Source organism: Devosia lucknowensis (assembly GCF_900177655.1).
In the GTDB taxonomy this organism is placed as follows: domain Bacteria; phylum Pseudomonadota; class Alphaproteobacteria; order Rhizobiales; family Devosiaceae; genus Devosia; species Devosia lucknowensis.
In genome coordinates, this window is record NZ_FXWK01000001.1 from 2,152,633 (window position 1) to 2,178,870 (window position 26,238).

At 63.4% G+C, this 26,238-nt stretch carries 28 protein-coding genes; 15 read left to right on the forward strand and 13 right to left on the reverse strand.

What is annotated here, in order from left to right; all coding sequences use genetic code 11:
• Positions 1 to 2 precede the first annotated feature (2 nt).
• The gene (gene epmA, locus CCK88_RS10585) at positions 3 to 1,052 is read right to left on the reverse strand and encodes an EF-P lysine aminoacylase EpmA (RefSeq protein ID WP_086470392.1); all 1,050 of its coding nucleotides are present in this window, start codon (positions 1,050 to 1,052) and stop codon (positions 3 to 5) included.
• Positions 1,053 to 1,183: 131 nt separating this feature from the next.
• Between epmA and efp the strand changes: the two genes are divergently transcribed.
• Positions 1,184 to 1,753 (forward strand): elongation factor P, encoded by a 570-nt coding sequence (efp, locus tag CCK88_RS10590; RefSeq protein ID WP_086470393.1) that lies wholly within the window; start codon positions 1,184 to 1,186, stop codon positions 1,751 to 1,753.
• Between the two features lie 54 nt (positions 1,754 to 1,807).
• Here the strand turns inward: efp and CCK88_RS18560 are convergent, their stop codons facing one another.
• The 4 genes from CCK88_RS18560 to CCK88_RS10610 form a co-directional block, all read right to left on the reverse strand.
• Entirely contained in the window at positions 1,808 to 2,029 is a 222-nt protein-coding gene (locus CCK88_RS18560; RefSeq protein ID WP_086470394.1) for a DUF2934 domain-containing protein, read from the reverse strand.
• 22 nt (positions 2,030 to 2,051) lie between these two features.
• Complete coding sequence (locus tag CCK88_RS10600) at positions 2,052 to 2,543, reverse strand: YciE/YciF ferroxidase family protein (RefSeq protein ID WP_086470395.1); 492 nt, start codon at positions 2,541 to 2,543, stop codon at positions 2,052 to 2,054.
• Between the two features lie 97 nt (positions 2,544 to 2,640).
• Complete coding sequence (locus CCK88_RS10605; RefSeq protein WP_086470396.1) at positions 2,641 to 3,612, reverse strand: acetylxylan esterase; 972 nt, start codon at positions 3,610 to 3,612, stop codon at positions 2,641 to 2,643.
• A gap of 109 nt (positions 3,613 to 3,721) precedes the next feature.
• Positions 3,722 to 4,672, reverse strand: a complete 951-nt coding sequence (locus tag CCK88_RS10610) for a nucleoside hydrolase (RefSeq protein ID WP_086470397.1) — start codon at positions 4,670 to 4,672, stop codon at positions 3,722 to 3,724.
• Between the two features lie 121 nt (positions 4,673 to 4,793).
• Between CCK88_RS10610 and fgd the strand changes: the two genes are divergently transcribed.
• The 7 genes from fgd to CCK88_RS10645 all read left to right on the forward strand — a co-directional run bounded on the left by fgd (position 4,794) and on the right by CCK88_RS10645 (position 11,455).
• Positions 4,794 to 5,795 (forward strand): glucose-6-phosphate dehydrogenase (coenzyme-F420), encoded by a 1,002-nt coding sequence (gene fgd, locus CCK88_RS10615; protein WP_210189917.1) that lies wholly within the window; start codon positions 4,794 to 4,796, stop codon positions 5,793 to 5,795.
• A gap of 156 nt (positions 5,796 to 5,951) precedes the next feature.
• The gene (cofE, locus tag CCK88_RS10620; RefSeq protein ID WP_086470399.1) at positions 5,952 to 6,764 is read left to right on the forward strand and encodes a coenzyme F420-0:L-glutamate ligase; all 813 of its coding nucleotides are present in this window, start codon (positions 5,952 to 5,954) and stop codon (positions 6,762 to 6,764) included.
• A gap of 5 nt (positions 6,765 to 6,769) precedes the next feature.
• Positions 6,770 to 7,702 carry a putative F420-0 ABC transporter substrate-binding protein gene (locus tag CCK88_RS10625; RefSeq protein WP_086470915.1) on the forward strand — a complete coding sequence of 311 codons (933 nt, stop codon included), beginning with the start codon at positions 6,770 to 6,772 and terminating at the stop codon, positions 7,700 to 7,702.
• Between the two features lie 85 nt (positions 7,703 to 7,787).
• Entirely contained in the window at positions 7,788 to 8,789 is a 1,002-nt protein-coding gene (locus tag CCK88_RS10630) for a putative F420-0 ABC transporter permease subunit (protein ID WP_086470400.1), read from the forward strand.
• Positions 8,786 to 9,589, forward strand: coding sequence for an ABC transporter ATP-binding protein (locus CCK88_RS10635; protein ID WP_086470401.1), 804 nt, complete (start codon positions 8,786 to 8,788; stop codon positions 9,587 to 9,589). Before CCK88_RS10630 ends, CCK88_RS10635 begins: the two co-directional genes overlap by 4 nt.
• A gap of 75 nt (positions 9,590 to 9,664) precedes the next feature.
• Positions 9,665 to 10,666, forward strand: coding sequence for a TIGR03842 family LLM class F420-dependent oxidoreductase (locus tag CCK88_RS10640; protein ID WP_086470402.1), 1,002 nt, complete (start codon positions 9,665 to 9,667; stop codon positions 10,664 to 10,666).
• Positions 10,667 to 10,687: 21 nt separating this feature from the next.
• A complete protein-coding gene (locus CCK88_RS10645) occupies positions 10,688 to 11,455 on the forward strand; it encodes a TIM barrel protein (RefSeq protein ID WP_086470403.1) in 768 nt (255 codons plus the stop codon).
• 157 nt (positions 11,456 to 11,612) lie between these two features.
• Here the strand turns inward: CCK88_RS10645 and CCK88_RS10650 are convergent, their stop codons facing one another.
• From CCK88_RS10650 to CCK88_RS10660, 3 genes are all read right to left on the reverse strand, one after another.
• Complete coding sequence (locus tag CCK88_RS10650) at positions 11,613 to 13,118, reverse strand: tripartite tricarboxylate transporter permease (protein WP_086470404.1); 1,506 nt, start codon at positions 13,116 to 13,118, stop codon at positions 11,613 to 11,615.
• 9 nt (positions 13,119 to 13,127) lie between these two features.
• The gene (locus CCK88_RS10655) at positions 13,128 to 13,589 is read right to left on the reverse strand and encodes a tripartite tricarboxylate transporter TctB family protein (RefSeq protein ID WP_086470405.1); all 462 of its coding nucleotides are present in this window, start codon (positions 13,587 to 13,589) and stop codon (positions 13,128 to 13,130) included.
• A gap of 99 nt (positions 13,590 to 13,688) precedes the next feature.
• Entirely contained in the window at positions 13,689 to 14,672 is a 984-nt protein-coding gene (locus CCK88_RS10660) for a tripartite tricarboxylate transporter substrate-binding protein (protein ID WP_086470406.1), read from the reverse strand.
• A gap of 203 nt (positions 14,673 to 14,875) precedes the next feature.
• Here CCK88_RS10660 and CCK88_RS10665 point away from each other — a divergent pair, with 203 nt between their 5' ends.
• The 3 genes from CCK88_RS10665 (at position 14,876) to CCK88_RS10675 (ending at position 19,095) form a co-directional block, all read left to right on the forward strand.
• Positions 14,876 to 16,750, forward strand: coding sequence for a sensor histidine kinase (locus tag CCK88_RS10665; RefSeq protein WP_170926430.1), 1,875 nt, complete (start codon positions 14,876 to 14,878; stop codon positions 16,748 to 16,750).
• 156 nt (positions 16,751 to 16,906) lie between these two features.
• Positions 16,907 to 18,250: a sigma-54-dependent transcriptional regulator gene (locus CCK88_RS10670; protein ID WP_086470408.1), complete on the forward strand. Its 1,344-nt coding sequence runs from the start codon at positions 16,907 to 16,909 to the stop codon at positions 18,248 to 18,250.
• Positions 18,251 to 18,270: 20 nt separating this feature from the next.
• Positions 18,271 to 19,095, forward strand: a complete 825-nt coding sequence (locus CCK88_RS10675; protein ID WP_086470409.1) for an amidohydrolase family protein — start codon at positions 18,271 to 18,273, stop codon at positions 19,093 to 19,095.
• A 73-nt stretch (positions 19,096 to 19,168) separates the two neighbouring features.
• Here the strand turns inward: CCK88_RS10675 and CCK88_RS18450 are convergent, their stop codons facing one another.
• From CCK88_RS18450 to CCK88_RS10685, 3 genes are all read right to left on the reverse strand, one after another.
• Positions 19,169 to 19,318, reverse strand: a complete 150-nt coding sequence (locus tag CCK88_RS18450) for a hypothetical protein (protein WP_170926431.1) — start codon at positions 19,316 to 19,318, stop codon at positions 19,169 to 19,171.
• A gap of 19 nt (positions 19,319 to 19,337) precedes the next feature.
• Positions 19,338 to 19,502: a DUF1127 domain-containing protein gene (locus CCK88_RS10680; RefSeq protein ID WP_086470410.1), complete on the reverse strand. Its 165-nt coding sequence runs from the start codon at positions 19,500 to 19,502 to the stop codon at positions 19,338 to 19,340.
• A 172-nt stretch (positions 19,503 to 19,674) separates the two neighbouring features.
• Complete coding sequence (locus tag CCK88_RS10685; protein WP_086470411.1) at positions 19,675 to 19,908, reverse strand: hypothetical protein; 234 nt, start codon at positions 19,906 to 19,908, stop codon at positions 19,675 to 19,677.
• A gap of 251 nt (positions 19,909 to 20,159) precedes the next feature.
• Here CCK88_RS10685 and CCK88_RS10690 point away from each other — a divergent pair, with 251 nt between their 5' ends.
• On the forward strand, positions 20,160 to 21,191 hold the full coding sequence (locus CCK88_RS10690) for a response regulator (protein ID WP_086470412.1): 1,032 nt from the start codon (positions 20,160 to 20,162) through the stop codon (positions 21,189 to 21,191).
• Between the two features lie 2 nt (positions 21,192 to 21,193).
• Here CCK88_RS10690 and CCK88_RS10695 read toward each other — a convergent pair whose 3' ends face one another.
• On the reverse strand, positions 21,194 to 21,406 hold the full coding sequence (locus tag CCK88_RS10695; RefSeq protein WP_086470413.1) for a hypothetical protein: 213 nt from the start codon (positions 21,404 to 21,406) through the stop codon (positions 21,194 to 21,196).
• A gap of 293 nt (positions 21,407 to 21,699) precedes the next feature.
• Entirely contained in the window at positions 21,700 to 23,106 is a 1,407-nt protein-coding gene (locus tag CCK88_RS10700; protein WP_210189918.1) for an FAD-binding oxidoreductase, read from the reverse strand.
• 284 nt (positions 23,107 to 23,390) lie between these two features.
• Here CCK88_RS10700 and CCK88_RS10705 point away from each other — a divergent pair, with 284 nt between their 5' ends.
• The 3 genes from CCK88_RS10705 (at position 23,391) to CCK88_RS10715 (ending at position 26,236) form a co-directional block, all read left to right on the forward strand.
• Positions 23,391 to 23,894 (forward strand): putative pterin-binding protein, encoded by a 504-nt coding sequence (locus CCK88_RS10705; RefSeq protein WP_170926432.1) that lies wholly within the window; start codon positions 23,391 to 23,393, stop codon positions 23,892 to 23,894.
• The gene (locus CCK88_RS10710) at positions 23,894 to 25,249 is read left to right on the forward strand and encodes a sensor histidine kinase (RefSeq protein ID WP_170926433.1); all 1,356 of its coding nucleotides are present in this window, start codon (positions 23,894 to 23,896) and stop codon (positions 25,247 to 25,249) included. Before CCK88_RS10705 ends, CCK88_RS10710 begins: the two co-directional genes overlap by 1 nt.
• 204 nt (positions 25,250 to 25,453) lie before the next feature.
• On the forward strand, positions 25,454 to 26,236 hold the full coding sequence (locus tag CCK88_RS10715) for a sugar transferase (protein WP_086470416.1): 783 nt from the start codon (positions 25,454 to 25,456) through the stop codon (positions 26,234 to 26,236).
• Positions 26,237 to 26,238 lie beyond the last annotated feature (2 nt).

Sequence of the window (26,238 nt, forward strand, 5' to 3'; positions counted from 1 at the left end):
GCTCATTCCGCCACCGGCGCCCAGAGCACCGCCTCGATCCGTTGCGCCGCGGTCGCCAGCATGACGAGACGATCAAACCCCAGGGCCACGCCACTGGCTTCGGGCATGAAGTCGAGAGCGGCCAGGAAATCGTCGTCCACCGGGTAGCGCTCGCCGTAGATCCGCGCCTTTTCTTCCATTTCGGCCGCAAAGCGCACGCGCTGCTCGGCTGCATCGGTCAACTCGCCGAAGCCGTTGGCGAGCTCGACGCCGCACGCATAGACTTCGAACCGTTCCGACACGCGCGCATCGCCGGGCACGCGGCGCGCCAGGGCCGCCTCGCAGGCCGGGTAGCGATCCAGGACGGTGACGCGGCCATTGCCCAACTGCGGCTCGACCCTGTCCACCAGCACCTGGGTAAAAAGGTAGCTCCAGCGCCGGTCATCGGGAACGCTCATCCCGGCAGCCTGCATCTGCTGGGCCAGCGCTGCATCGTCGGGCACGCCGGAACAGTCCATGGTCGCGAGCAGGTCTATGCCCGCAAAACGCTGGAACGCCTCGGCAACGCTGATGCGGTCGGCCTCGGCGCGCGGATCGCAGACCCGGCCGCGGAATGCGAACTGCGCGACCCCGGTCACGTCAGCAGCAAGGCGGATGATGGCCAGGGTGTCGGCGATGATCGCGTCATAGGGCGCATCGGCTCGATACCACTCGAGCATGGTGAATTCGGGATGGTGCAGCGCCGAACGCTCGCGATTGCGCCAGACATGCTGCAGGCTCGCGATCCGCGTTTCGCCGGCCGCCAGCAGCTTCTTCATCGTGAATTCGGGCGAGGTATGGAAATACATCGCCTGCCCGATCCCATCATTGCCGATCATGCTGGTGCCGAAGGCATGCAGGTGCGTCTCGTTGCCCGGGGAGCGCTGCAGGCCAGGCGGGTCGACGACCAGGAAATCGCGCTCGGCCAGCCAGTTGCGCACGGCCGCATCGATGCGCGACCGCGCCAGCAACGCGGGCCGGCGATCGGCATGGCGATCGGGATGCCACCAGGGCGATGTTTCAGCAGCGCTCATAACAGGGTTTCTTGCCGTCCGGTCTGGCGAAAGGGCGCGGAATATTGTATCGGGCGCACCACACTACGGAATTTCGGCGCCCGGACGGCCCTGCCTCTAGACCGCGCCAGTGATTGGAACAAGGAAGAATTATGGTCAAGGTCATCGCCTCGTCCCTGCGCAAGGGCCATGTGGTCGAGCAGGACGGCAATCTGCACGTGGTGCTCACCGCCGAAAACGTGCATCCCGGCAAGGGCAATTCGGTGACCAACGTCACCATGCGCCGCATTTCCGACGGCGTGAAGGTGATCGGCCGCTGGCGCACCGTGGAAATGGTCGAGAAGGCTGACGTCGACGATCGCGTCTACGACTATCTCTATTCCGACGGCGAAGGCCACCACTTCATGGAGCCCGAGACCTACGAGCAGCTCGTGGTGGGCGACGACGTCATCGGCGACCAGAAGGCCTATCTTTCCGATGGCATGAAGGTGCACCTGATGACCCATGAGGGCATTGCCCTTTCCATGGAACTGCCCCAGCGCATGACCTTCGAGATCACCGAGACCGAACCGGTCGTGAAGGGCCAGACGGCGTCGTCGTCCTACAAGCCTGCCACGCTCAACAACGGCCTGCGCGTCATGGTGCCGCCGCATATCGACGCCGGCACGCGCATCGTCATCCTCACTGAAGACAATTCCTACGTGGAACGCGCCAAGGACTGAGGCGCCCAGCGCCACGTGCACTCCAAAGCAAACGGGCCCTTTCGGGCCCGTTTTTCATTCGTCACCAAGATCACGCTCGGCCTCGGTCCAGAACAACTCTGCCTGGTCGGGCGGCGCACCGCCCGCCAGCCACCGGTCATAGGCGCGCTGACGCAACAACATGTCCTTCGCGCGCAGCCAATAGGCCGTGGCGTTGCCCTCCGGGCGTCCGTCCTGCTCCCAAAGGAAGTAGGCGGTTTGCCGAATCTGCTCGGCAACGACAGTGTTCTTCTGCATCGGCGACGCGATCTGATCTCGGTTAGGCCGCAGCCTTGACGTTGGCGGAACTCTTGGCGAGTTGGCTCAGCTTCTGGTCGGTCGCTTCTTCTTCCTTGAGCGTTTCAAGGAGAAGATTCAGCGCTTCGGTATGGCCGAGCTGCTTGGCCCAGGTGGCCAGCGTGCCGTAACGGGCGATCTCGTAGTGCTCGACGGCCTGCGCCGCGGACACGAGACCGGCGTCGAGGGCTGCGGTACCCTTGTACTCGTCCATGATTTCCTTGCCTTCCTCGATAATGCCGAGGATGGCGTCGCAGGTCTTGCCGCGAGCCGGCTTGCCGAGGAGTTCAAAAATCTGCTGCAGGCGTTCGACCTGACCTTCGGTCTCGGCCTGGTGCTGTTCGAACCCGGCTTTCAGCTCGGGCGATGTGGCGGCCTTGGCCATCTTGGGGAGGGCTTTGAGGATCTGACGCTCGGCGTAATAGATGTCCTTGAGCGTATCGAGAAACAGGTCGTCGAGTTGCTTTTCAGCCATTTGTCTTCAGCTCCAGTTCTGAATTGGATGATGACGCTGGCCGGGCAACGGCGGGCCGGAACCGAAGTTCCAGCCCGCAACGATCATTTAACGATGGCTAGGGCCGAAACCGCTCGGCGAGCCACACCATCTGCCGCCGGTCCTGGAAAGTCTGGCCGCCTTCGTGGTTGTTGAATTCATACTCGACCATGGTCTTGTCGCTGCCAGCGAAGGCCCTGAAGGCGCCATAGACCGTCGAGGGTGGGCAGACGTCGTCCATGAGCGCGACCGAAAAAAGCGCGGCCGCCCGGCTCTGGCGGGCAAAATTGACGCCATCGAAATACCGCAGGGTTTCGAACACGACGTCCGCCTTGTCGCGGTGCTGAGCAAGGTAGCGGACGATCTCGCCGTAGGGATCGCGCCCGGCCGTACGCACGCCCCGTGGAAAATCGCAGAGGAACGGCACGTCGGGCATGACCGCCTTGACCCGGTCGTCGACCCCGGCCACGGCCAGCGCGATGCCGCCGCCCTGCGAGCCACCGCACACGGCAATGCGCTCAGGATCGATGAAATCCTGTGCCACAAGGGCATCGACTGCCCTGACACCATCGGTGAAGAGGCGCCGGTAGTAGTAGTCCTGCTTGTCGAGCACGCCCTTGGTCATGACGCCGGGGATCTGACCGTTCGAGCCGACCGGATCAGGCGTTGCCCCCGTGCTCCAGCCACTGCCCTGCCCGCGCGTGTCCATCCGGAAATAGGCAAAGCCCGACGCCGCCCAGTGCAGGAGTTCGTGCGGAAACCCGCGACCGCCGCCATAACCGACATATTGGACGACAAGCGGCAGCCTGCCCTCGCGCGCCTTGGGCAACACCAGCCAGCCCTTGACCGGATGGCCGCCGAAGCCGGGAAAGGTGACATCGAAGACCTCGACCAGCTTCAGCGTCGTATCGGCCGGCACCATGCTGACTGTTCCGCCGATCGTCCGCGCCTCGGCAATCGTCGCCTGCCAGAATGCGGCGAAATCGGCCGGCATGGTCACCGCGCTCTCGTAAGCGCCGAGGGCAGGATGGACGAGATCGGGAAATGGCATGACGGATATCCGGAACTGGAAAGAAAGGCGGCGGCAGATTGCACCTGCCGCCGCTTCGTATCCAGTGCGCCGGGTTCGTTACGCACATGCCTTTGATAGACGCCTGATGTCAGCCAGCGACGGTGTCGCGGAAGTGCGCCAGCACCTTGTCGCCCTCAACCGCCGTACAGATGGTCTGCACCGGTCGTCCCGCCCATGCGGGGTGTCCGCCCTTGCGCTCAACCGGCATCTGAATGGTCTGCCCCACGGCGATGCCGTCGCGCACCACCACGATCGGACCGCGGCGCGTTTCGAACCATTCGGGATGAAGCGCATAGGTGACGGCGAGGAGGTCATGGCCCACGACGCCGGAAAGCCCCATGATTTCCTTGTAGAAGCGCGCGTAGTGGTCGCACATCTGGCGCAGCAGTTCGGCATTCTCGCCGGCATCGCGCGACAGGGCGGCGAGATAGTCGGTATCGAGGATGATGTCATGTGTGACATCGAGGCCGACTACCACGACCGGCCACTCGGCAGCGAAAATTTCGTCCGCAGCCACCGGATCGCCATGGATGTTGGCTTCGGCCGCCGGCGTGATATTGCCGCTGCGCCCCTGGTAGCCGAATGCGCCGCCCATGATGATGACCTGCTTGGTCAGCCTGGCGACTTCCGGGTCCGCTCGCAGCGCCAACGCCAGATTGGTCATGCGACCGACAGCAATGATTGTCACTTCGCCCGGATGCGCACGAACCGTATCAATGATGAACTGGCTGGCTTCGCCGTCCGCGAGCCCGCTCTGGTCGACATCGGGAATCTCGATCTCGCCCAGGCCGTTGAGACCGTGGACGATGACGGGCTCGGCCTTCTCGACACCATCGAGCGTCTTGCCGGCGCCGCGCACGACAGGGGCGGAAATGCCGAATTTCTGGCGCAGGAACAGCGCATTGCGCGTGGTCGTGTCGAGACTGGCATTGCCGACCACGGTGGTGATGCCGAGAAGCTCGATCTGTGGCAGCTTGCTCAGGTAGAGCAGCGCCATGGCGTCGTCGATGCCGGGATCGGTGTCAAAGATAACTTTCATTGTTCTTGCTTTTCTCTTGTGTCGTCGCTTGACCCGGGTGTGTATCACGAAGCGGCTTGACTATGAACCATTTTTGACCAAACGATCAAAAATACGGATGTTGGGCTTCGGGAGGGTCGATATGCGGTTTGGCTATAAGGCATCGGCGGAGCAATTTGCACCCAATGACCTGCTGCGCTTTGCGGTCGAGGCAGAACAGGCCGGCTTCGACAGCGTCTGGGTTTCGGACCATTTCCAGCCCTGGAAGCACACCGATGGACATGCGCCCTTTGCACCCGGCTGGATGTCCGCCGTGCTGGCCCGCACCGAAAGCATCATTCTCGGCACCTCGGTGCTGACGCCGACCTTCAGGCTCCACCCGACCGTCGTCGCCCACGCCTTCGGCACCATGGGCGCCATGTTCCCGGGCCGCGTCATCCTCGGCGTCGGCACCGGCGAAGGCCTCAACGAGGTGCCCGCGACGGGTATCGAATGGCCCGAACTCAAAGAACGTTCGGCCCGCCTGCGCGAGGCCGTCCGGCTGATCCGCCAACTCTGGACCGAGGATCGCGTCAGCTTCGAGGGCGACTTCTACAAGACCGTAAACGCCACCATCTACGATAAGCCGGCCGAGCCGCTACCGATCTATATCGCGGCCGGCGGCCCGCTCAACGCAAAATATGCCGGTCGGGCCGGTGATGGCTTCATCTGTACTTCGGGCAAGGGAGCCGATCTCTACACCAAGGAATTGCTGCCCAATGTCGAGGCAGGCCGCGCCGAAAGCGCTCTCAGGAACAAGCCCTTCGAGCGCATGATCGAGGTCAAGGTATCCTTCGATACCGACCCGGAGCGTGCCCTCAACGACACGCGCAACTGGGCGGCACTGTCGCTCTCGGCAGAGGAAAAACACTCGGTGAAGGACCCCGAGGAGATGGAACGCCTGGCGGATGCCCTGCCGATCGAGCGCGTCGCCAAGCGCTGGATCGTATCGTCGGATCCGGACGAGCATATCGCGGCCATCAAGACCTACATGGACTACGGCTTTGACCATCTGGTCTTCCATGCCCCCGGCACCGACCAGAGCCGCTTCCTTGCGCTCTACGCCAAGGAAATCCTGCCACGGCTGCGCAGGATGGTGGCGTAAGATGGGTAAGAACCCCCTTCCAACCTCCCCCTGCCAGGGGGCGGGGTACATCAAGCTAGCGACCGGTCCCGCGACCAACTGGATCGGTCCCTCCCCCTTTTGCAGGGGGAGGCCAGGTGGGGGTGACCACTTCCCGAGGCGTGGTGAGGAACTTCCATGACCCCACGCTTCACCGTCTGGGGCATTCCCGGCATTCCGGAAATCGGACCCGGTGACGACCTCGTCGCACTGATCGCTACCGCCATCGAGGCCCAATCGGCAGCCGACCCGGATGCTGCCCTCCTCCCCGGGGACATTCTCGTCGTAACCTCGAAGATCGTTTCCAAGGCAGAGGGCATGCAGGTGCCGGCCGCAGAGCGCGAACAGGCCATCGCGGCCGACACGGTTCGCGTCGTTGCCGAGCGCGTCCACCCGGGCGGCACGTTCCGGATCGTTGAAACGCGGCAGGGCCTGGTGATGGCCGCCGCGGGCATCGACATGTCCAACGTTCCCGAGGGCACGGCCCTGCGCCTTCCCGCCGACCCCGATGCCTCGGCCCGGGTTCTCTGCGAGGGGCTGCGTCGGCATTTCGGCGTCGATATCGGCATCATCGTCACGGACACGATCGGCCGTGCCTGGCGCATCGGACAGACCGACATGGCGATCGGCGCGGCAGGCGTGCAGCTGACCGACGACCTGCGCGGCAGCAATGACGCCAACGGGCGGCCGCTCCATGTCACGCAGGCCGTCATTGCCGACGAGATCGCCGGAGCGGCGGATCTGGTAAAGGGCAAGACGACGGGCATCCCAGTGGCGGTCGTGCGCGGCCTCGGCCGCTTCGTGCTGGGGCTCGATGCGCCTGGCGCGCGCACCCTCAGCCGCACCGGCGACGACGACATGTTCCGCTTCGGTTCGGCCGAAGCCTACCGCCTCGGCTATGATGCCGCGCTGGCGGACGTCAAATCCAAATCCAAGCAGCGTCAGGATTGATCACCATGCGGTTCGTCGCAGTCATCCCACTCGTGGCCCTCGCCGGCGCTACGCCGGCATTCGCGGCCACTACCTACCCCCTGACCATCGAGAATTGCGGCCAGACCGTCACCTTCGATGCACCGCCCGAGCGTGTGGTGACCATCAAGTCGACCGCGACCGAACTTCTGCTTTCGCTTGGCCTCGCTGACCGGATCGTCGGGGTCGGCTTCCAGGACGGGCCCTTGCCCGAGGCGCTCGCGACGGACCTCCCCGTCCTTTCCGACAAGCTGCCCAGCCAGGAAGTTGTGCTCGAGGCCGAACCCGACTTCGTCTATGGCGGCTGGGAAAGCAATTTTGCCGCCGACGGCGCCGGCGAACGGCCGACGCTGGCACAGCTTGGCGTTGCCACCTATGTCGCGCCCGCCGCCTGCCGCTCGATCAAGCCGACCAAACTCACCTTCGATCAGCTCTTCGATGAGATTGGCGAAATGGGAGAGATCTTCGACGTGGCCCTCGATGCCGAAGTCGTCGTCGAGGGACAGCAGGCAATGCTTGAGCGGGTGGAGTCCGATACCCGCGACTTGACCGCGGTCTGGTACTCCTCCGGCACAAAGACCCCTTATGTCGGCGCCGGCAGCAATGCGCCGGCCATGATCCTCGAGGCACTCGGCCTCACCAACATCTTCGCCGATGTCGACGACGGCTGGACCTCGGCCAGCTGGGAAGCCATCGTCGATGCCAACCCCGATGTCATCGTGCTGGTGGACGCCGCCTGGAACTCGGCCGCGCAGAAAAAGCAGCTGCTTGCCGAGAACCCGATCACCCGGGAACTCGATGCCGTCACGAACGAGCGTTATCTGATCATACCCTTCCCCGCCGCCGAAGCGGGCGTTCGCAATGTCCCGGCGACGGCTGACATGGCCGAGCAGTTGGCGCGACTGGATTTCGGAGATTGAGCGTTTAGTCTTGGAGAATCCCCTTAGCCAACCTCTCCCTGAGAGGCGGATGTTGGGTAGAGGTACCGGCACACGCGATACAAGCATGACCCGTCTCTCCCTTCCCACGCTAGCGCTGCTCGTCGTCCTCAGCGCGATCGTGGCCGTCACCTTCGGTCCAGCCGACATCACGGCTGGCGAAGTGTGGTCGGTGATCCTGCATCATCTGGGCATCGTGCCCGAAAGTCCGGTCTCGCGGCTGCGCGACGCCATCGTCTGGGAGCTGCGGCTGCCGCGCGTGCTGACGGCCCTGGCGGTCGGAGCAGGTCTGGCCCTGTCGGGCACGGTTGTGCAGGCCCTGACCCGCAATCCCCTGGCCGATCCCTATCTGCTGGGCCTGTCCTCGGGCGCTGCGCTCGGCGCGGTGAGTTTTGCGCTCGTGGGCCTGACGCTGTTGATGCCCGTTGGCGCCTTTTTCGGCAGCCTCGGCGCGCTGGCCCTGGCATTGCTGATCGCGCGCCTTCTCGGCGGCGCCACGCCGAGCCGCGCCATCCTCGCCGGCATCTGCATTTCGGCACTCGCTTCGGCCCTCACCTCGCTGATCATCTTCTGGTACGCCACCGGCGACAGCTATCGCGAAATCCTGTCCTGGCTCATGGGCTCGCTTTCCGGCTCGCTCTGGGCGGATACGGGCCTGGCCTTTCTCGCACTCTCCGTCTGCGGTCCGGTGATCGTTCTCGCCGGACGCGCATTGGATGCCTTCGCCTTCGGCGACACCGCCGCCGCCGCCCTGGGCATCGACGTGCCCCGGCTGCGCTGGACCCTGCTCGGCGCCACGGCCCTTCTGACCGGTGTCATGGTTGCCATTGGCGGCGCCATCGGTTTCGTCGGCCTCGTCGTACCGCATGCGGTACGGCTTGCCGTCGGCTCTAAGCACCGCGCGCTGCTGCCTCATGCCGTACTGGTCGGGGCACTCTTCATGCTCTGGACCGACACTGCCGCACGCACCCTGTTCGATCCGCGCGAACTGCCGGTGGGCATCATAACGGCCATTATCGGTGCACCGATTTTCCTGATCGTGCTCCTGCGCTACCGGAGGGTCACATGAGCCTCGTGGTCTCAGGACTCTCGGTCAGCAAGTCCGGCAAGGCCATCGTCTCTGACATCGCCTTCACGGCCCCCACGGGTGCCATCACAGGGATCATCGGCCCCAATGGCGCCGGCAAGTCGACCGTGCTCTCGGCCATGCTTGGCCTCCTCACCGCCACGGGCAGCGCACGGTTCGAAGACCGGGAGCTGCCCACCATGCCGCGCCGCGAGCGGGCCCGCATGGTCGCGCTGGTCGAACAGTCCGCCTCGACCGAAGAACGCCTTCTGGTCCGCGACGTCGTTGCCCTTGGACGCATCCCGCACGAGGCGGCCTGGCAGGCGGCGCCCTCCCCCGAGGATGCCGGCATCATCGCCATGGCACTGCATGAAACCGGCATGACGGCCTTTGCCGACCGCCGCTTCGATACCCTCTCGGGCGGCGAGCAGCAGCGCGTGCATATGGCACGGGCACTGGCGCAACAGCCGCGCCTGCTGCTACTCGACGAGCCCACGAGCCATCTCGACATTGCCGCGCAGCTGCAATTGCTGGCGCTCCTCAAGCGCAAGTCCGCCTCCGGGATGACGGTGCTGCTGGTGCTGCACGACCTTAACCTCGCGGCACGCTACTGCGAACATTTCGTGCTGCTCTCGCAAGGCAGGCTGGCGGCCGAAGGGCGACCCGATGAAGTGCTGACGCCCGCTCGCTTGCAGGAAATCTACGGCGTCAACGCACGTCTAGTCCGTGATCCCCAGGCTGGCAGGCCGCTCATCGTATACGACGACGCCGACGCCTTTCCGCCCCACCAGATTCCCGATTGACAATCATGCCTGGGCCACTCAAAAATTTGATCGACTGGTCAAATTTCTGATCCATCAAGGGAGCGGCGGGACACCATGGAATTCGGCATCACCTTCAAGGGTTTTATTGAACACGAGCGCGCCCGCTATCTGGTGCGCGCTGCCGAATATGCCGGCTTTTCCTACTGCTGGTTCTACGACAGCCATATCCTTTGGCGCGACTGCTATGCCGCCATCGCCATGTGCATGGAACACACCAGCGACATGCGCTTCGGCCCGCTCGTGACCAACCCTGATGTCCGCGACTGGTCGGTGGCCGCCTCGATCTTCGGCTCGCTGTCCAAGCAGTCGGGAGGCCGCTTCGACCTGGCCGTGGGACGCGGCGACAGCTCCATGCGCGTGATGGGCAAGAAGCCGGCCACCCTCGCGCGCGTTGCCGACTTCATCCACAAGACCAAGGCTATGGTGCGTGGCGAGGAAGTCACCTATGGCGAAATCCCAGCGCCGGTGAAATTTCCCTGGGCTGTCGGCCACGACATGCCGAGCTGGATCGCCGCCTATGGCCCGCTGGCACTCAAGACGGCCGGCGAACATGCCGATGGCGTCGTGCTGCAAATTGCCGACCCCGGCCTGTGCAAATGGTTCACCGACCAGTGCATCGATGCCGGCAAGGCTGCGGGCAAGGACATGACCGGCTTCCGCTCCATGGCGGCGGCGCCCGCCTATTTCGGCGACAAGAAGCGCGCCATCGAGAAGGTGAAGTGGTTCCCGGCAATGGTCGGCAACCACGTGGCCGATATCGTCGAGAAGTACGGCTCTGATAGCGACAAGGTGCCGGCTGCGCTCACCTCGTATATCGAAAAGCGCCGCGGCTACGACTATTCCAAGCACGGACAGGCCGATAACCCCTTCCTCGACTTCATCTCCGACGACGTCGTCGAAAGCTTCTGCGTTCTCGGCGAGCCGGAAGACCACATCTCCAAGATCCGCGATCTGGAAACGGCCGGTGTCACCCAGTTCAACATCTATCTCGACAGTGGCGACGAAGAGGAAATCATCGCCAACTACGGGCGGCACGTCATTCCAAGCTTCCGCTGACGGCGGTTTTGCGAGACCAGGCTGATGCAGTTATCCGCATGTATCGAATGGCTATTCGCCGATGAGGCGAAAAGCGTCGACGCGCGTATCCGGCTCGCCCGGCAGGCGGGCCTCGATGCGGTCGAGTTCTGGCGCTGGAGCGACAAGGACCTGGACGCGATCGAAGCCGCGCTCAGGGAGACCGGCGTCTCGCTCTCGGGTTTCGTCGCCGAGCCCATGATCCCGCTGACCGATCCGGCAAATAAGGACGCCTTCCTGGAGGGTCTCAAGCGATCCGTGGATGTCGCGCAACGCTTGGGTGCACGGATATTGATTGCACAGGCAGGCCATGATCTGGCCGGACGAAGCCGGACCGAGCAGCGATCAGCCCTGACGGCCTGTCTCTCCGCTGCTTCCGACGTCCTGGCCGGCTACGGAGTGCGCCTTGGCGTCGAGCCGCTCAACACGCGGATCGATCACCCTGGCTATTTCCTGCCCTCGACCAGCGAGGCGCTCGACATTGTCGACGATGTCGACCGGCCCGAAATCGGCATCCTCTACGATCTCTACCATTCCCTCGTGATGGACGAGGTACCCCAGGACGTTCTGACTGGCCGCGTCGACCGCGTCATTCACGTGCACGTCGCAGATCATCCCGGCCGCCAGGACCCGGGCACGGGCGGGCTGGACCTGAAGACACCGCTCAAATGGCTGTTCGATCAGGGCTATGACGGTCGCGTGGGGCTGGAATACCGACCTGCAAAGGGCACGACCGCCGGACTGGCCGAAGTCCGCAACCGCCTCGCCTGACCACGCCCTTTCAAGCCGCTCCATGTCGCCCCGCGCATGCGGCGTGCCTGACGCGAATGATCCTCGGGGCGAGCCCGAGGACGGAATAGCGTTTGCTGCAGGTGATTGCCCCACCAGACAGGTCCGTTCCCCTGTCCGGTGAGGCCAGCGGGGCCGATCAATCGTCTTCGACGAACACTTCGGCGCGTTTCTTGCGGATGGCCGGGAGCACCGCGATGAGGACGGCGAGCAGGGCCAGGGCCAGGAGCGTCGCCGAGATCGGACGGGTGACGAAAATCGTCGGATCGCCGCGCGAGATGATCATGGCCCGCCGCAGGTGCTCTTCCAGCAATGGCCCGAGCACGAAACCGAGCAGCAGTGGCGCCGGCTCGCAGCCGAAGCGGATCAGCAGGTAGCCGACGATGCCGAAAAAGGCGATCGCGTAGATATCATAGATATTCTGGTTGATCGAGAATGTGCCGATACAGGCGAATAGCACGATGGCCGGAAACAGCACGCGATAGGGGATCGAGAGCATCTTCACCCACAGCCCAACTAGCGGCAGGTTGAGGATGACCAGCAGCAGGTTGCCGATCCACATGGAGGCGATGATGCCCCAGAACAGCGCGGGCTGTTCGTTGATGACGTTCGGACCCGGGGTGATGCCCTGAAGAATGAACGCACCGATCATCAGCGCCATGACGGGATGGGCAGGAATGCCAAGGGTCATGAGCGGAATGAACGAGGTCTGTGCCGCCGCGTTGTTCGCCGATTCCGGGCCGGCCACGCCTTCGATAGCGCCCTTGCCGAATTCTTCCGGATGCTTGGAAAGACGCTTCTCGGCCGAATACGAGGCGAAGGACGATAGGATATGCCCTCCTCCAGGCAGGATGCCGAGCAGCGAACCGAGACCGGTGCCGCGCAGGATCGGCCAGATGATGCGCCTGATATCCTCGCGGGTCAGGAAAAGGTTGGTGACCTTTTTCACCCCGACTTCACGCTCGTGTTCGTTTTCGAGGTTGCGCAGGATTTCGGCGATACCGAACACGCCGACGGCCACCGCCACGAAGTTGAGACCGCCGAAAAGTTCGCGCAGCCCGAAAGTGAAGCGCGGCGTTCCGGTGTAGATGTCCTGACCGACCATGCCCAACAGCAATCCGAGCACGATCATGGCTAAAGCCTTGAGGATCGACCCGTGCGCGAGGGCGATCGATACGAGTAGCCCCAGCACAATGAGCGAAAAGTATTCAGGTGCGCCGAAATTCAGGGCCGCCCGGGCCAGTGGTGGCGCGAAAGCCGCCAGTAGGAAGGTCGCCACCGAACCGGCGAAGAACGAACCCAGCGCCGCGGTGGCCAGGGCCGCACCCGCCCTACCCTTTCGGGCCATCTGGTAGCCGTCGATGGCGGTGACGGCGGACGAGCTTTCGCCCGGCAGGTTGATGAGAATGGCAGTGGTGGAGCCGCCATACTGGGCACCGTAGTAGATGCCGGCGAGCATGATCAGGGCCGTCTCGGCATTGAGCGAGAAAGTGATCGGCAGCAGCATGGCGATCGTGGCCGTAGGCCCGATGCCCGGCAGAACGCCCACCAGCGTGCCGAGCAGCACGCCGACGAAGCAGTAGAGGACATTGTAGGGGTCAAGCGCGACCGAAAAACCCAGCGACAGTGAAGAGAAGAGATCCATCGCGCGCTCCTAGAACTGCAGCCAGGGGCCGACCAGCGGCACCAGCATGCCCAGGCCAACCACGAAGATGAGGTAGCAAAGGAAGGTGAGGCCGACTGAAATGATCAGGGCCTGCACGACGTTGTTCTTGCGCGACGACAGTGCCGTTGCAAAAGCGGCCAGAAGGACGACAGGGACAAAGCCAAGTCCCCGGATGGTCGCGCCAAAGAAGATGATGGTGCCCAGAACCAGCGCTATTCCGCGCCAGGGCCAGGGCGCAGCCTCGCCGTCATCGGGCTTGCCAAAGCCCTTCGCCGCGACGGCAATGCCGAGGGCGACAAGGATGCCGCCGAGCACGACCGGCATGAAGCCGGGGCCCATGCGGAACGGCGTTCCGAATTCGTAGCCCAGCGCCTGCAGGGCAAAGAAGCCGCCAAAGGCAACGAACATGCCTCCGGCAGCCAGATCATTTCGCGAAGCGTTGAGCGCCATTGTCTCCCCCAGGTCCTGCCGCGCCGGTTCGTGGTGTCCGGCTTTTCGCAGTGTCAGATGAGTGACTGGCGCCGGACACGTCCGGCGCCAGTGCTGATGTTACTGCGCGGAAACACCGGCAGCAGCGATAACCTCGGCCCAGAGACCGATCTGACCTTCGAGCTTTTCCGACAACGCAGCCGGAGTGGCCTGGTCGGCGGGCACCGGATAGGTGCCCAGCTCGGCAAAGCTGTTGCCCAGGTTCTGATCGGCCAGGGCCTTCTGGAGCGACTGGCTCAGCCGATCGATGATGGCCTGATCAGTGCCGGCAGGCGCGTAGAGGCCATGCCAGATCGAGAGATTGAAATTATCGAGACCGCCTTCGGCCAGCGTCGGCAGGTCAGGCAACACGGCGACGCGCTCGGGCGTGGTAACAGCGTAGGCCTTGATCTCGCCTGCCTGGATCTGGCTGGTGGTGTTGGTGGTCTGGTCGCACATCATGTCGATCTGGCCACCGAGCAGATCGGTCATGGCCGGACCGGTGCCCTGATAGGGAACTTCTGTCATCTTGGTCCCAAGCGCATCCATGATGAGCAGGCCGCAGAGCTGGCTCGCCGCCCCGATGCCGGCATTGGCGTAAGTGATGTTTTCGCCATTTTCCTTGATATAGGCGATCAGGTCTTCCAGCGACGCGGGCTCGAAGTCCCTGCGGGCGACGACGGTCATCGGCACTTCGGTGACGAGGCCGATCGTGGCGAAGTCGGTCATCGGATCATAGGGCAGGCTGGCATAGAGCGCCGGCGCCGTGGACATGCCGATGTGGTGCAGGAGCAGCGTGTAGCCATCGTTGGTCGCCGCTGCCACCTGACCGGCACCCAGCGTACCACCGGCGCCGCCTACGTTCTGCACCACCACCTGCTGCCCGAGATCCTCGCTCATCGCCGCAGCCACGAGACGCGTGACCGTATCGGTTGGACCACCGGCCGCAAACGGCACGACGATCGTGACAGGCTGCGTGGGATAGTCCTGCGCCATGACGGCGACGGACCCGAGGGCAGAAGCGGCGAAGAGGCTGAGTGCCAGCGCCTTGAAAACGGTCTTCATGGTGATTGTATCCTCCCGAATTGCATGTCCCCAGATGATGTGGGGCACCCCGGCTTGCCCGGAGCTGCCATCCCTCTTGCAAACCGCGTGCCAAGGCAAAAATGCAAGGCAGATATGCAATCGGCACGGATCGTGTTAATCGATCTGGCAAGAACTTGCCGTGCATCGGGCAGAGTGCTGGCAATATCTTGCCAAGGAAGGCCATGACGAAGGGGACTACATCACCGGCGCGACTGAGACGCCGGCGGCGCCTGATCCTGGCCGGAGCGGCGGCCGGTCTTATCGCCGTGGTGTTCTGGATCGCTTTCGAGGTCACGCTGGCTGGCGCAGTGCGCGACGCCAATGTGCAATCCCAACGCCGGCTGGCATTGTTCGATCGCACGCTAGAAGCCATCATCGAGCGCTTCCATTATCTGCCCGTCGCGATTTCGCAGGCACCGGAAACCCGTGCCGCGCTGGAAAACCCTGACAATGCCCAGGCGGTGGAGGCCGCCAACGGTTTCCTGAGCAAGCTCAACGAGACTGCGGGCGCGAGCGAAATTTTCCTGATGGAGGACACAGGAAGCGTCGTGGCGGCCAGCAACTGGTGGACCCTTACCAGTCTGGTCGGGACGAATTATTCGTTCCGTCCATACTTCGCCGACGCCATGGCGCGTGGCAGAGCCGAATTCTACGCCTTTGGCATGTCGACGAGCGTGCCGGGGCTGTTTCTGTCGCAGCGCGTTGACGGGCCGGACGGCCCGCTGGGCGTCGCCGTGACCAAGATCAACCTGGGGGAGATCGAGGCGGCCTGGTGGCGATCGGGAGAACTGATCGGCATTGTCGACCTCAACAACGTTATCATCCTCTCCACACGGCCGGACTGGCGATACCGTCCGCTCCAGACCATTCCGCGCACCCAATTTGCCGCCATCGCCGACCAACAGCGCTACGGCGAGCGAGGCGTCGACAATGACGGCATCATCACCGACCGCTGGTTCTCGCGCGGCGGGGAATTCACCCTGCTCACCGGCTCCGATCCGGAAACCTCGGGATACTTCGTGCTGAAGGAACTCCGCCTGCCCAAGCATGGCTGGCGGCTCCTGTCCTTCACGCCGCTGGCTCCGCTTTATGGCAGCGCACTGACGATGGCGACGGCTGCTGCCCTCGCCTGTGCCGCGCTATTGCTCATCCTCGTGCTGCTCGAGCAGCGCCGTCGGCTCGTGGCGCAGCGGTTGGCCGACCACAACCAGCTCGAGCTGAGGGTTGCGGAGCGAACCGAAGACCTGCACGCCATGAACGAACAGCTGCGCGCCGAGATCGCCGAGCGCATTCGCGCCGAAAAGGCCGAAGAGGATGCCCAGCAAGGGCTGGTACAGGCCGCCAAGCTGGCCACATTGGGCCAGACATTGGCGGGCGTCGCCCACGAGGTCAGCCAGCCGGTGGCCGCCCTCGCGACGCACATGGCCAGCGCCCGGCTCATCGAGCAGCGCCGCGGCGGCAGCGAACTTGGCCCGATCCTGGGCGCCATGGACAAGGTGGTCGAGCGCCTGGCCAACCTGACGGGTCACCTCAAGACGTTTTCGCGCAAGGAAACGCGCGTCGCCATGCAGGCCGATATAGGGGCGGTCATCGCCAATGCCCTTGATCTCACGGATCACCGCCTCCGAGAGGTCGGCGTCGATGTCGAATACAGAAGGCCCAACCCTTCCGTTAGCGTCGTGGCAAACCCGATCCACCTCGAACAGGTTTTGATCAATCTCATCGCCAACGCCGCCGATGCCATGCAGGATCAGCCGATGCGCGTGCTGTCGATCGGCGTTTCGCCGGGGCACGACACCGCTTCGATCGCCGTGACCGACACGGGCTCGGGCATCGAAGCGGCCGACATGTCCAACCTGTTCGATCCCTTTTTCACAACCAAACCGGCCGGCAAAGGGCTCGGCCTGGGTCTGGCCATCTCCTCCGGCCTCATCCGCGATGCCGGCGGCACGATCACGGTCCGCTCCACGACCGACAAGGGCAGCACTTTCACGGTGACGCTGCCGCTTGCCGGAGCCAAGGCCGGGACGGCCGTTCCATTCGAGGTTTCGGCGTAATGATAAGCCTCAATCCGCACCCCAGCATCGGGCTCGACCCCAGGGTCACCCTCAACGCGCATAGTCCCGACCATCGCGGCTCCCCTGAAGGCCCGCGGGTCGGGCCCGAGGGCGGAGCCGTGGTTGGAACAGCAGTGCACAGGAAGACCTGACCCCATGATCCCCACAGTGCTCATCGTCGACGACGAAGACATGGTGCGCACCGCACTCGAGCAATGGCTCCGGCTATCCGGCTTCGAGACGGCAACGGCCGCCAATGCTCAGGAAGCACTGGCCGCCATCGACGACCGGCATCCGCACATCGTCCTCACCGACGTCCGCATGCCGGGTCTTTCGGGCATGGATCTGCTGCGCTCGATCGCCGAGCGCGGCCTGCCCACCGAGGTCATCCTGATTACCGGCCACGGCGATGTGCCCATGGCAGTGGAAGCCATGCGCGCTGGCGCTTTCGACTTCCTGCAAAAGCCTTACGTGCCCGACCAGCTGGTGCATTCCATTTCGCGTGCCGCCGAGCAGGCACGCCTCAAGCGCGAGCTGGCAGACCTGCGACGCAAGCTCGACGGCGGAGAAAGCGAACTGTCCACCCGGCTTGTCGGTGCATCGCGGGTCATGGGGGAACTGCGTCGCTCGGTGCTGGAGCTGGCGCCTATCCCCGCAGACATCATCCTGTTCGGAGAAACCGGAACCGGCAAGGAAGTGGTGGCCCGCTGCCTACACGACTTTTCACCGCGCGCTGGTGGTCCGTTCGTGGCCGTCAACTGTGCAGCCATTCCGGCCGAACTGATCGAGAGCGAACTGTTCGGACACGAGGCCGGCTCGTTCACGGGCGCTGCGGGCCAGCGGATCGGCAAGTTCGAATATGCCAATGGCGGCACGCTTCTGCTGGACGAGATCGAGTCCATGCCCCTGCTGGCCCAGGCCAAGGTGCTGCGGGTGATCCAGGAGCGCGTGGTGGAACGGCTCGGCTCGAACAAGCAGGTCGCGCTTGACCTGCGGATCATCGCCGCCTCAAAGGTCGACCTCGCGGCCGAAAGCCAGGCCGGACGCTTCCGCGCCGACCTTTACTATCGTCTCAACATGGCAACGCTTGCCCTGCCGCCCCTGCGCGATCGCGGCGATGATTGCGTCATCCTGTTGCATCATTTCCTGTCCGAGGCGGCCCGGCGTTTCGGTCGCCCGGCGCCGACGCTTCATCCCGCCGATATCAGCGCGCTGCTTTCCCATGGCTGGCCCGGCAATGTCCGCGAGCTCAAGGCCGCTGCCGACCGGTTCGCCCTTGGTCTCGGCGCCACCGGCCGCTCGATCGGGGATATCCTTGGGCAAAGGCTCTCGCAGCCGACAGGGGAATCGCTTGCGGACCGGCTCGCGTCGTATGAGCGCCACCTGATCGAAGCGGAACTCGATCGCAATGACAATTCCATCGCCGCGGCGGCCGAAGCGCTTCAGGTGCCGCGCCGGACGCTGAGCGAAAAAATGTCCCGCCTCGGCGTCAGACGCTGAGCGACTTCAAAGGCAACCAAATGATCCCGATCATCGATACGCACCTGCACCTGATCTACCCTGACCGCTTTGCCTATCCCTGGATTACGCCGGCTCATCCGCTGAGCGGTCATTGGAGTATCGAAGCATACCTCAAGGAAGCGCGCCCCCTCGGCATCGAAGCGTCGGTGCACATGGAAGTCGACGTTGCCGAAGCCGATATCGAGGCCGAAACGCGCTATGTCCTGCATCTGGATGGCGTGGTTGGCGCCATCGCGGCCTGCCGCCCCGAGCACCCGGACTTTCCGGCCCAGCTCGAGCGTCTGGCGGCAATGCCCGGCGTCCGCGGATTGAGGCGTATCCTGCATGAGGCGCCAGACGAGCTGAGCCAGACGGCGCAGTTTGCCGAGCATTTGAGGCGGCTGCCGCACTACGGCCTGACTTTCGACCTCTGCGTGCGCCATGACCAGTTGCCGATCGGTGAAGCGCTGGTCCGCCGCTGCCCCGACGTCGCCTTTGTGCTCGACCACTGCGGCGCACAGGATATCGATCTCACCCAGCCCGGCCCGTGGCGCGAAAACATCCGCTCCATCGCGCGCCTGCCGAACCTCAACGCCAAGGTGTCCGGGATCATGGCCTATGCCGGGAGAGGCTGGACGGTCGACGGACTACGTCCCTATGTCGAGCACATCATCGATTGTTTCGGTTGGGACAGAGTGGTGTGGGGGTCGGATCATCCCGTCGTGACGCTGGGCGGCACATTGACCGACTGGGTGAATGCCACGCGCGAGATCATCGCGAAAGCCAGTACCAGTGAGCAGCAACGTCTTCTCAACGGCAATGCGCGGCGCATCTACCGTCTCTGAACGAACGACAGACGCGCCTGCTTGTCTGCAGCGACGACACCCGCGAACAGGCGCCGACGATGCAGGAGTGGCTTTAGCCAATGGTGGGGAGTTCAAGCCCGGCGACACCGAACATGGCGGTCAACTGCGGCAAGGCGGAAAGGTCCATCTTGGGCATCAGCACGACCAGCGCCAGGATGATGAAGCCGGCGCGAACCAGGCGCCGGCGGGTTGTCTTTCGCATAAACATGGGTAATCGCGGCTCAGATTTCGGTCTGGCGACCGGACATGCCCACACGGCCATATGAGGCGATATCCGACCGGCTGATGCCTATATCGGAGAGCATGTGATCGCTGAGGCCATTGAGCTGTCGGCGGGTCTTGTTGATGCGGCGCTGTTTGCGCCAGGTGTCGAGAATGTCGATCATTGTGTTGCGTCCGTTTGTGATGGCGCGCTTCTAGTGCCCTCGCCGCAACATCGCCCCACCTGTTTGAGCGGGCACTCGACACATAATGACTGCCTTAAAAGGCTGAGCCAAAATAAAAATGCCGCCCCGATGGGGCGGCAGTGTCAGTCAGGAGGTCTGGTTAGATTTCACCCTAGCGTTGCCCCCCTGAATCGCGCCCCACCCAAATATGGGGGGCGCCGTCGTCCTCCCTGTGCGCCCGAATGCGTTCAACCAGTCCTGCGATCAGCGAGATGACGAGCCAAACGGCTGCAAGCACAGCAGTCGCAACAAGCGCAATGGGTAGCCCCAGTACTTCGTGGCCGACGACAAAGGCAGCCAGCCCCGCATAGGAGATGATGGACAAATCGTTCAATGTTCTTGGCATGGGCGGCTCCGGCGATGCAATGCAGCCTATGACCACGGAACAAGTCACGGCGTCGCCACCCAAACGAGTGGTCCATTACTTGCACCGTTTCTGTGCATGGCGATGCAGAACAAAGTGTCCCCACCCAAATGAGTGTTGGGCAGAAATTTTGTCTGATTTGATCACGACACCCGCTAGACCTGCGCAAGACGTCAATTCAATATACCTGCCGTGCAAGGGACGGCACGGGGACAGACGGGTGCATCCAGCTCATGATCACTAGGATCTTATGCGTAGAGGACGAGGCGGATCTGCGCTCGGACATCTGCGAGGAGCTGGTGGCTGCCGGCTATGACGTGGATGAGGCCGGCAACGGCCAGGAAGCGCTCGAGCGCCTGCGGGCGGGCAGCTACGATCTCGTGCTTTGTGACATCACCATGCCGCGCATGTCTGGCCTCGATCTGCTGCGCGCCGTGCGCGAGGAACCAGGCCAGGGTGACCTGCCCTTCATTTTCCTGACGGCGCTGGCGGGACGGCAGGACATCATTGCGGGCAAGCAGGCTGGCGTCGACGACTACCTGACCAAGCCGATCGACTTCGATCTCATGCTGATCACCATCGCCGCCCGGCTCGATCAGGTCGCGCGGATCAAGGGCACGGCGAGCCGTGATGAGGACGCCAGCAACACCCTGCGCGCGGCGCTGCTTGGTGCTGACGAAGCGCTCAATCGCATTGCCGTGGGTGTCTTTTTGATCGATATCGAGCGCAAGGTGCTGTTCCGCAACCGGCGCGCCGACGAGTTGCTGGACGAAGCCGACGGCCTGAGCCTCTCGCGCGAAGGGTTGCTGCGCGGCGAAAAGCCCGCCCAGACGCAGGCCCTGCGCGATATCGTCGATACCGCGATCGCCCGCGTCGGGAGCAGCAGCCGACAGGGCAGCGAAGCGGTCGCCCTGTCCCGTGAAAGTGGTCGGCGTTCGTTGATCGCGGTGGCCTGCCCGCTCGGCCGCGGTCCAGCCAAAGCGGGTGAACCGGCCGTGGGACTGTTCGTGACAGACCCCGAATGGCGATCGAGCGATGCGGCTGAAACCGTGGCCCAGCTTTACGGATTGTCGCCGGCCGAGACGCGATTGGCGCTTGCCCTGGTTCGCGGCCTGCGGTTGGACGAGATTGCAGAGGAATTCGGGCTGTCGCGCAATACGGTGAGCTACACGCTCAAGAACCTTTTCCGAAAGACCGAGACCGATCGGCAGGCTGACCTGATCAGCCTGTTCATGTCGAACCCCCTCGCCATCGGCGAGGACTGAGTTCAGGCTGCGGCACGACGGCTGGCCTGTCGGCGGGGACGACCCGGTGCACTGACATGCCCCTGACCCTGCCTGCGCTTTTGCGCCGGCTTGGGCCGCATTGTGGGATCGCTGGCCACGATGGCGGCGATACCCAGATCGATGCCGCGGAAAATTTCGGCCAGTTCGGGGAATGCCCGATCATCGAAGTCGATGGTATGGGGAAGACGAGGCATGTTTCGTTTTTCCTGATGGTTCACATGGCCAGCGCGTAGGGAAGCGCGAGGACCGTTAGGGCAAACATGTAGAGGCTGGAGAGCATGAGCGTGCGGCGCATGGTGGTTTTCCTCAGAGATTGAACGGGAGCGTTCCCGTTCCGACAAGCGCCATTAACGACATTCGAAGCGCCCGAACGCCCCTCAAACGGGTGGGATGCGAAAGTAAAAAGAAAAAATACGAAACTTGGAAGAAACAAAACGGCGCCGGACGATGTGGTCCGGCGCCGTCGTGCTGCGAGGCCGGCCTCGGCTCACGCGGGCGGGATATTATGGTTTCGACGGAAGAGATTAGTGGGATCATATTGGTGTTTGACCTGCCGCAGCCTTTGCCAGTTTTGGTCTCCGTATGAGGCACGCACCATGTCCTCGCCCTGTTCGGCAAGGAAGTTCACATAGGTCCCGCGATCCTGCGCGCCGCCAAGGGACAGCGTGCAGACCCCGGTCCACCGCTCATGCGCGACCGCCGCTTCGACGCTGTTATCCATGGCCATGAAGGCGACGAGGATTTCGGCATCGCGATGGGCATAGGCTGTAGCTTCTGCAGGAATGCGGGAGGCTGCTCCACCGAGGATGCGGATCTGCGCAACGCGCATGGGCGCCTCGCACAGATCCAGCCGCTTGATGATTTCGGAGGCGTCAGCCAGATCGATATCGTCGCGGAATAGACTGCGGATGGAAACCGTCGGCACGGGCCCAGGGGCCTCCGGCAGGTACATCATTCCATAGGGACCGGGACGAACCAGGTCGGCGATGGCGTTATCGAGAGCACGGAAAGGCGCTAACGCGTGGTCTGCTTCCGCTGCCGGTCCGGCGTAGGCCATCATGCACAGAAGGACGGTTTTGCCCACGAGGCCCGGTGGAATGAACGGCATCGGGGGCGCCGGCATGACCATGAGGATCGTGGTCAGGTCGTCCGGAGCGACCTTCGCAGCGGCGACAAACCCCACGATGTTTTCCGGCGTCGCCGGCAAAATCAACGGTCCGCCGACAAACTCGGGCAACGGGCTCAGCCGATAGCAGAACCGCGTGACGATGCCGAAATTGCCGCCACCGCCCCGAATGGCCCAGAACAGATCGGGATAGCTGCTCTCGCTGACTGTGAGGATGCTGCCCGAAGCGGTGACGATTTCCGCCGCGATCAGAGCATCGATGGTCAAACCTAGCTTGCGCGTGAGATAGCCAACGCCGCCACCCAGGGTCAGTCCGCCGATACCGACCGATGCGGAGTCTCCGAAGCCGACCGCGACACCATGGCCGTCGAGCGCCCGCGTGACCTCACCCGCCGTCAGTCCGCTTCCCGCCCAGACCGTCATCTCGTCAAGATCGATGTCGATGGCCTTGAGGTCGCGCAGATCGATGACGACGCCACCTTCGCTGGTGCTGTGACCGCACACGGAGTGACCGCCACTCCGCACGGCGATTTCCAGCATATTGCGCCGCGCAAAATCGACGACATCTGCGACATCGGCTGCGTTGGCGACGCGTGCGATCAGCATGGGCCGATGATCCCAGTTGCTGCTGGCAACTGCGCGCAGGGTTTCGTAGTCCGGGTCATCGCCAAGGGCAATCAGACCCAGGAACCGGATCCGCAACGCTTCGATTTCAAGCGCCAGCGGCGGACTGATCATGCCCTGCGCCTTGCGCATGTGGACGTTCATTTCTTTCGCTCCAAACAATGGCGCGCAGAGGCGCCGCATGGCGGGGCGTGATAATGAAACGCCGACGACTGTTCCCCACCTGTTTGTGCGGGAAAGTTGAAATGGCTCCGCTAGCGACCGAAGACTTACCCCGCGATGCAAAGCGACATCCGGCCGTAAGAATCTTGATGCAGAACACCTCGCCACCGCGTACATATTGTTCCCAGTTTTTTCCGATCCTTGTTGAGGCGATTGCCGTGTCTTACTCGAAGTGGACCACCCGTCTGCACGCGCTGGCGAGGCCGATGACCCGCTGCGCAACCGTCGCTGCGCTGATGCTCACGGTTCTGCCCGCCACGCAGGCTGCAGACCCCCTGCCAGCGCCCACCGGCCCGGTGATCCTCACCGTCAGCGGCAATGTGGAGGTGACCAACACGCCCGAAGGCGCAGCCTTCGATCGTCAGATGCTGACCGACCTCGGCATAGCCGAAATCCGGACATCCACCCCCTGGACCGATGGCGTCGTTACCTTCGGCGGGGTCCTGGGGCGCACGGTGCTCGAGCGCGTGGGCGCCGACGGCACGCTCATCCTGGCTTCGGCGCTCAACGACTACACGGTCGAGGTGCCGATGTCGGACTTCATGGACTATGACGTGATGCTGGCCATGGAGCTCAATGGCGAAGAGATGCAGGTCAGCGACAAGGGCCCGCTCTGGATCGTCTATCCGCGCGACGACGTTCCTGCGCTGCAAGACCGCAAACTGCACGAACGCTGGGTCTGGCAGTTGAAGGCGCTGAAGATCCAATGATGTCCCGGCCGTGGCGATCGCGGCCATTCCTGGCGGCTGCCCTTGCGCTGACCGTGCTGTTCGCGCTTTTGATTGCAGCCGTGACGCGCCTCGCTCTCAACGAAAGCCGCATCGCCGGCGAGCCTGCCGAAGGCGTGATCTGGTTCGCCAGTCAGGGCCAGTATGAAGCCATGCGCCTTGCAGATGCGGCCCTGCTCTACGAAACCGGCCGCGTCTCGCGCGACGAGTTGATGCTTCGCTTCGACCTGCTCGACAGTCGGCTGCGCCTGTTCGAGGAAGGACAGATGACGCGTCGCGTCGCCGACATGGGTTACGACGACGACATTGCCGCCCTGCGCGCGACCATGAACGCGCAGCGCCAGCAGATGCCCAATGTTCAGCGTCGGGACGTAATGGCGATCGTCGCCCTCCATGACGTTGCGCGATCCATGGCCCAGACCATGCGCGACTTCGCCAATGCCGGCATGCTGGATGGACGCAACCGCCAGGATGCCGTCCGAGATGGCAGGCGACGCATCCTGTTTGAAGTTTTGGGCTATCTGCTGGCAACCCTTGCTGCCGGCATCCTCGTCGCGTTCATCGTTGTACGAGGCCTTCAGAATACCGCCAAGGCACAGGCGGCCTTGCAGCACGAGCGCGAAGTATCACGGCTGCATCGCGCCTTTACCTCGGTGGTGTCGCACCAGTTCCGGACGCCTTTGTCGATCATCGACGCCAGCGCCCAGCGCATGCTGCGCCGCGGCTCCGCCATGACGCAGGACGAACTGGTGAACCGCGTCACCAAAATCCGCAATGCCTGCCAGCGCCTCACCCGTCTCATGGAGAGCACGCTCAACGCCGCGCGCCTCGAACAGGGTGAAATCAGCTTCCACGCACGCGACTGCGACCTGCATCAACTGATGCGCTCGGTCTGCGAAAACCAGCCCGACGAAGACCAGGGCCGTATCGTGCTCGACATCGAAAAACTGCCGCGCATGACCATCGCTGATAGTACCCTTCTGGAGCAGGCCGTGCAGAACCTCGTCTCCAACGCCCTCAAATATTCCGCTGCCGATAAGCGCGTCACCGTCCGGGGGGAACGTCACGGCGGCGACATTTCCATCTCGGTGGAAGACAACGGCGTTGGCATCCCCGTCGATGAGATCGGCTTCATCACCGAGCGCTTCTTCCGGGCAAGGACAGCAGAAGGCATATCGGGAACCGGTATCGGTCTCAATTTCGTGTCGCAGATCATGACGCTGCATGGTGGCCGCATCGATATCCGCAGTGTCGAGGGCAAGGGCTCGAAGTTCAATCTGCTGTTTCCGTACCGCCCCGTTGGTGTGCAGGCGCCGGCGCCAGTCGCCGCGCAATAAATCGTAACGGCGGAGAGATCAGCATCTGGCCAATTGCGCTGGATGGACCCGATTTCGCTTGTTCGTCAGACCCTTGACCGTGCCACCCGCCCCTCAAACTTCGCGTCAACAAAGTCAAAAACGTCATCTTGCCAAGTATTAATGTTTTGTTAATATAAATCCTGCGGCAGCATTGGGGATCTGCCGTGTTGTGCGAGTAAAACCATGGCGGGCCTGCAGAGGTTTCATGAGTTTAGACTGACCGCGCCAAGTCATGCGTTATTGCGGTCGTCAACGTCATGCACGGGTTGTGGTACCTGGCCCCACGATTTTGTCTCTCAGAGCGGACTGCCGCTGCCGCATTTCAACGGCGCACCCATCCTGCCCGAAAGGCCTCTGACCGATACTGAACGGGATGCCAAGCGCGTGTTCGATATCGTGCTTGCGACGCTGGCGCTTGTTGCATTGCTGCCTGTGCTCGCCCTTCTCGCTCTCGCCATCAAGGCGTCAGGTCCTGGCGACGTATTATTCCGGCAAAAGCGCGAGGGGATTCATGGACGTCCGTTTGAGATCTGGAAATTTCGCACCTTCAACGCCGGCGACATGGATCCAACCGGACTGCAGCAGACCACGGACGGCGATCCGCGGGTTTTCCCGCTTGGCCGCATTCTGCGGCGCTACAGCCTCGACGAGCTGCCGCAGCTGATCAACATCCTGCGGGGCGAAATGTCGTTCGTCGGCCCGCGCCCCCACGTTCCGGGCATGCGCGCCGGCAATGCGGATTACCGAGCCCTCGTACCCCACTATCATCTGCGCCTCAGTGTTCTCCCGGGCCTGACCGGCTGGGCACAAGCCAATGGACTGCGCGGTGAAATCGCCAGCGCTGCAGCCGCAAGGCGGCGTGTCGACCACGACCTCGCCTATATCCGCAATTTCTCGCTGTGGCTCGACCTCAGGATCATCCTGATGACAGTCCGGCGCGAGCTTTTTCGACCGTCTGGAAACTGATC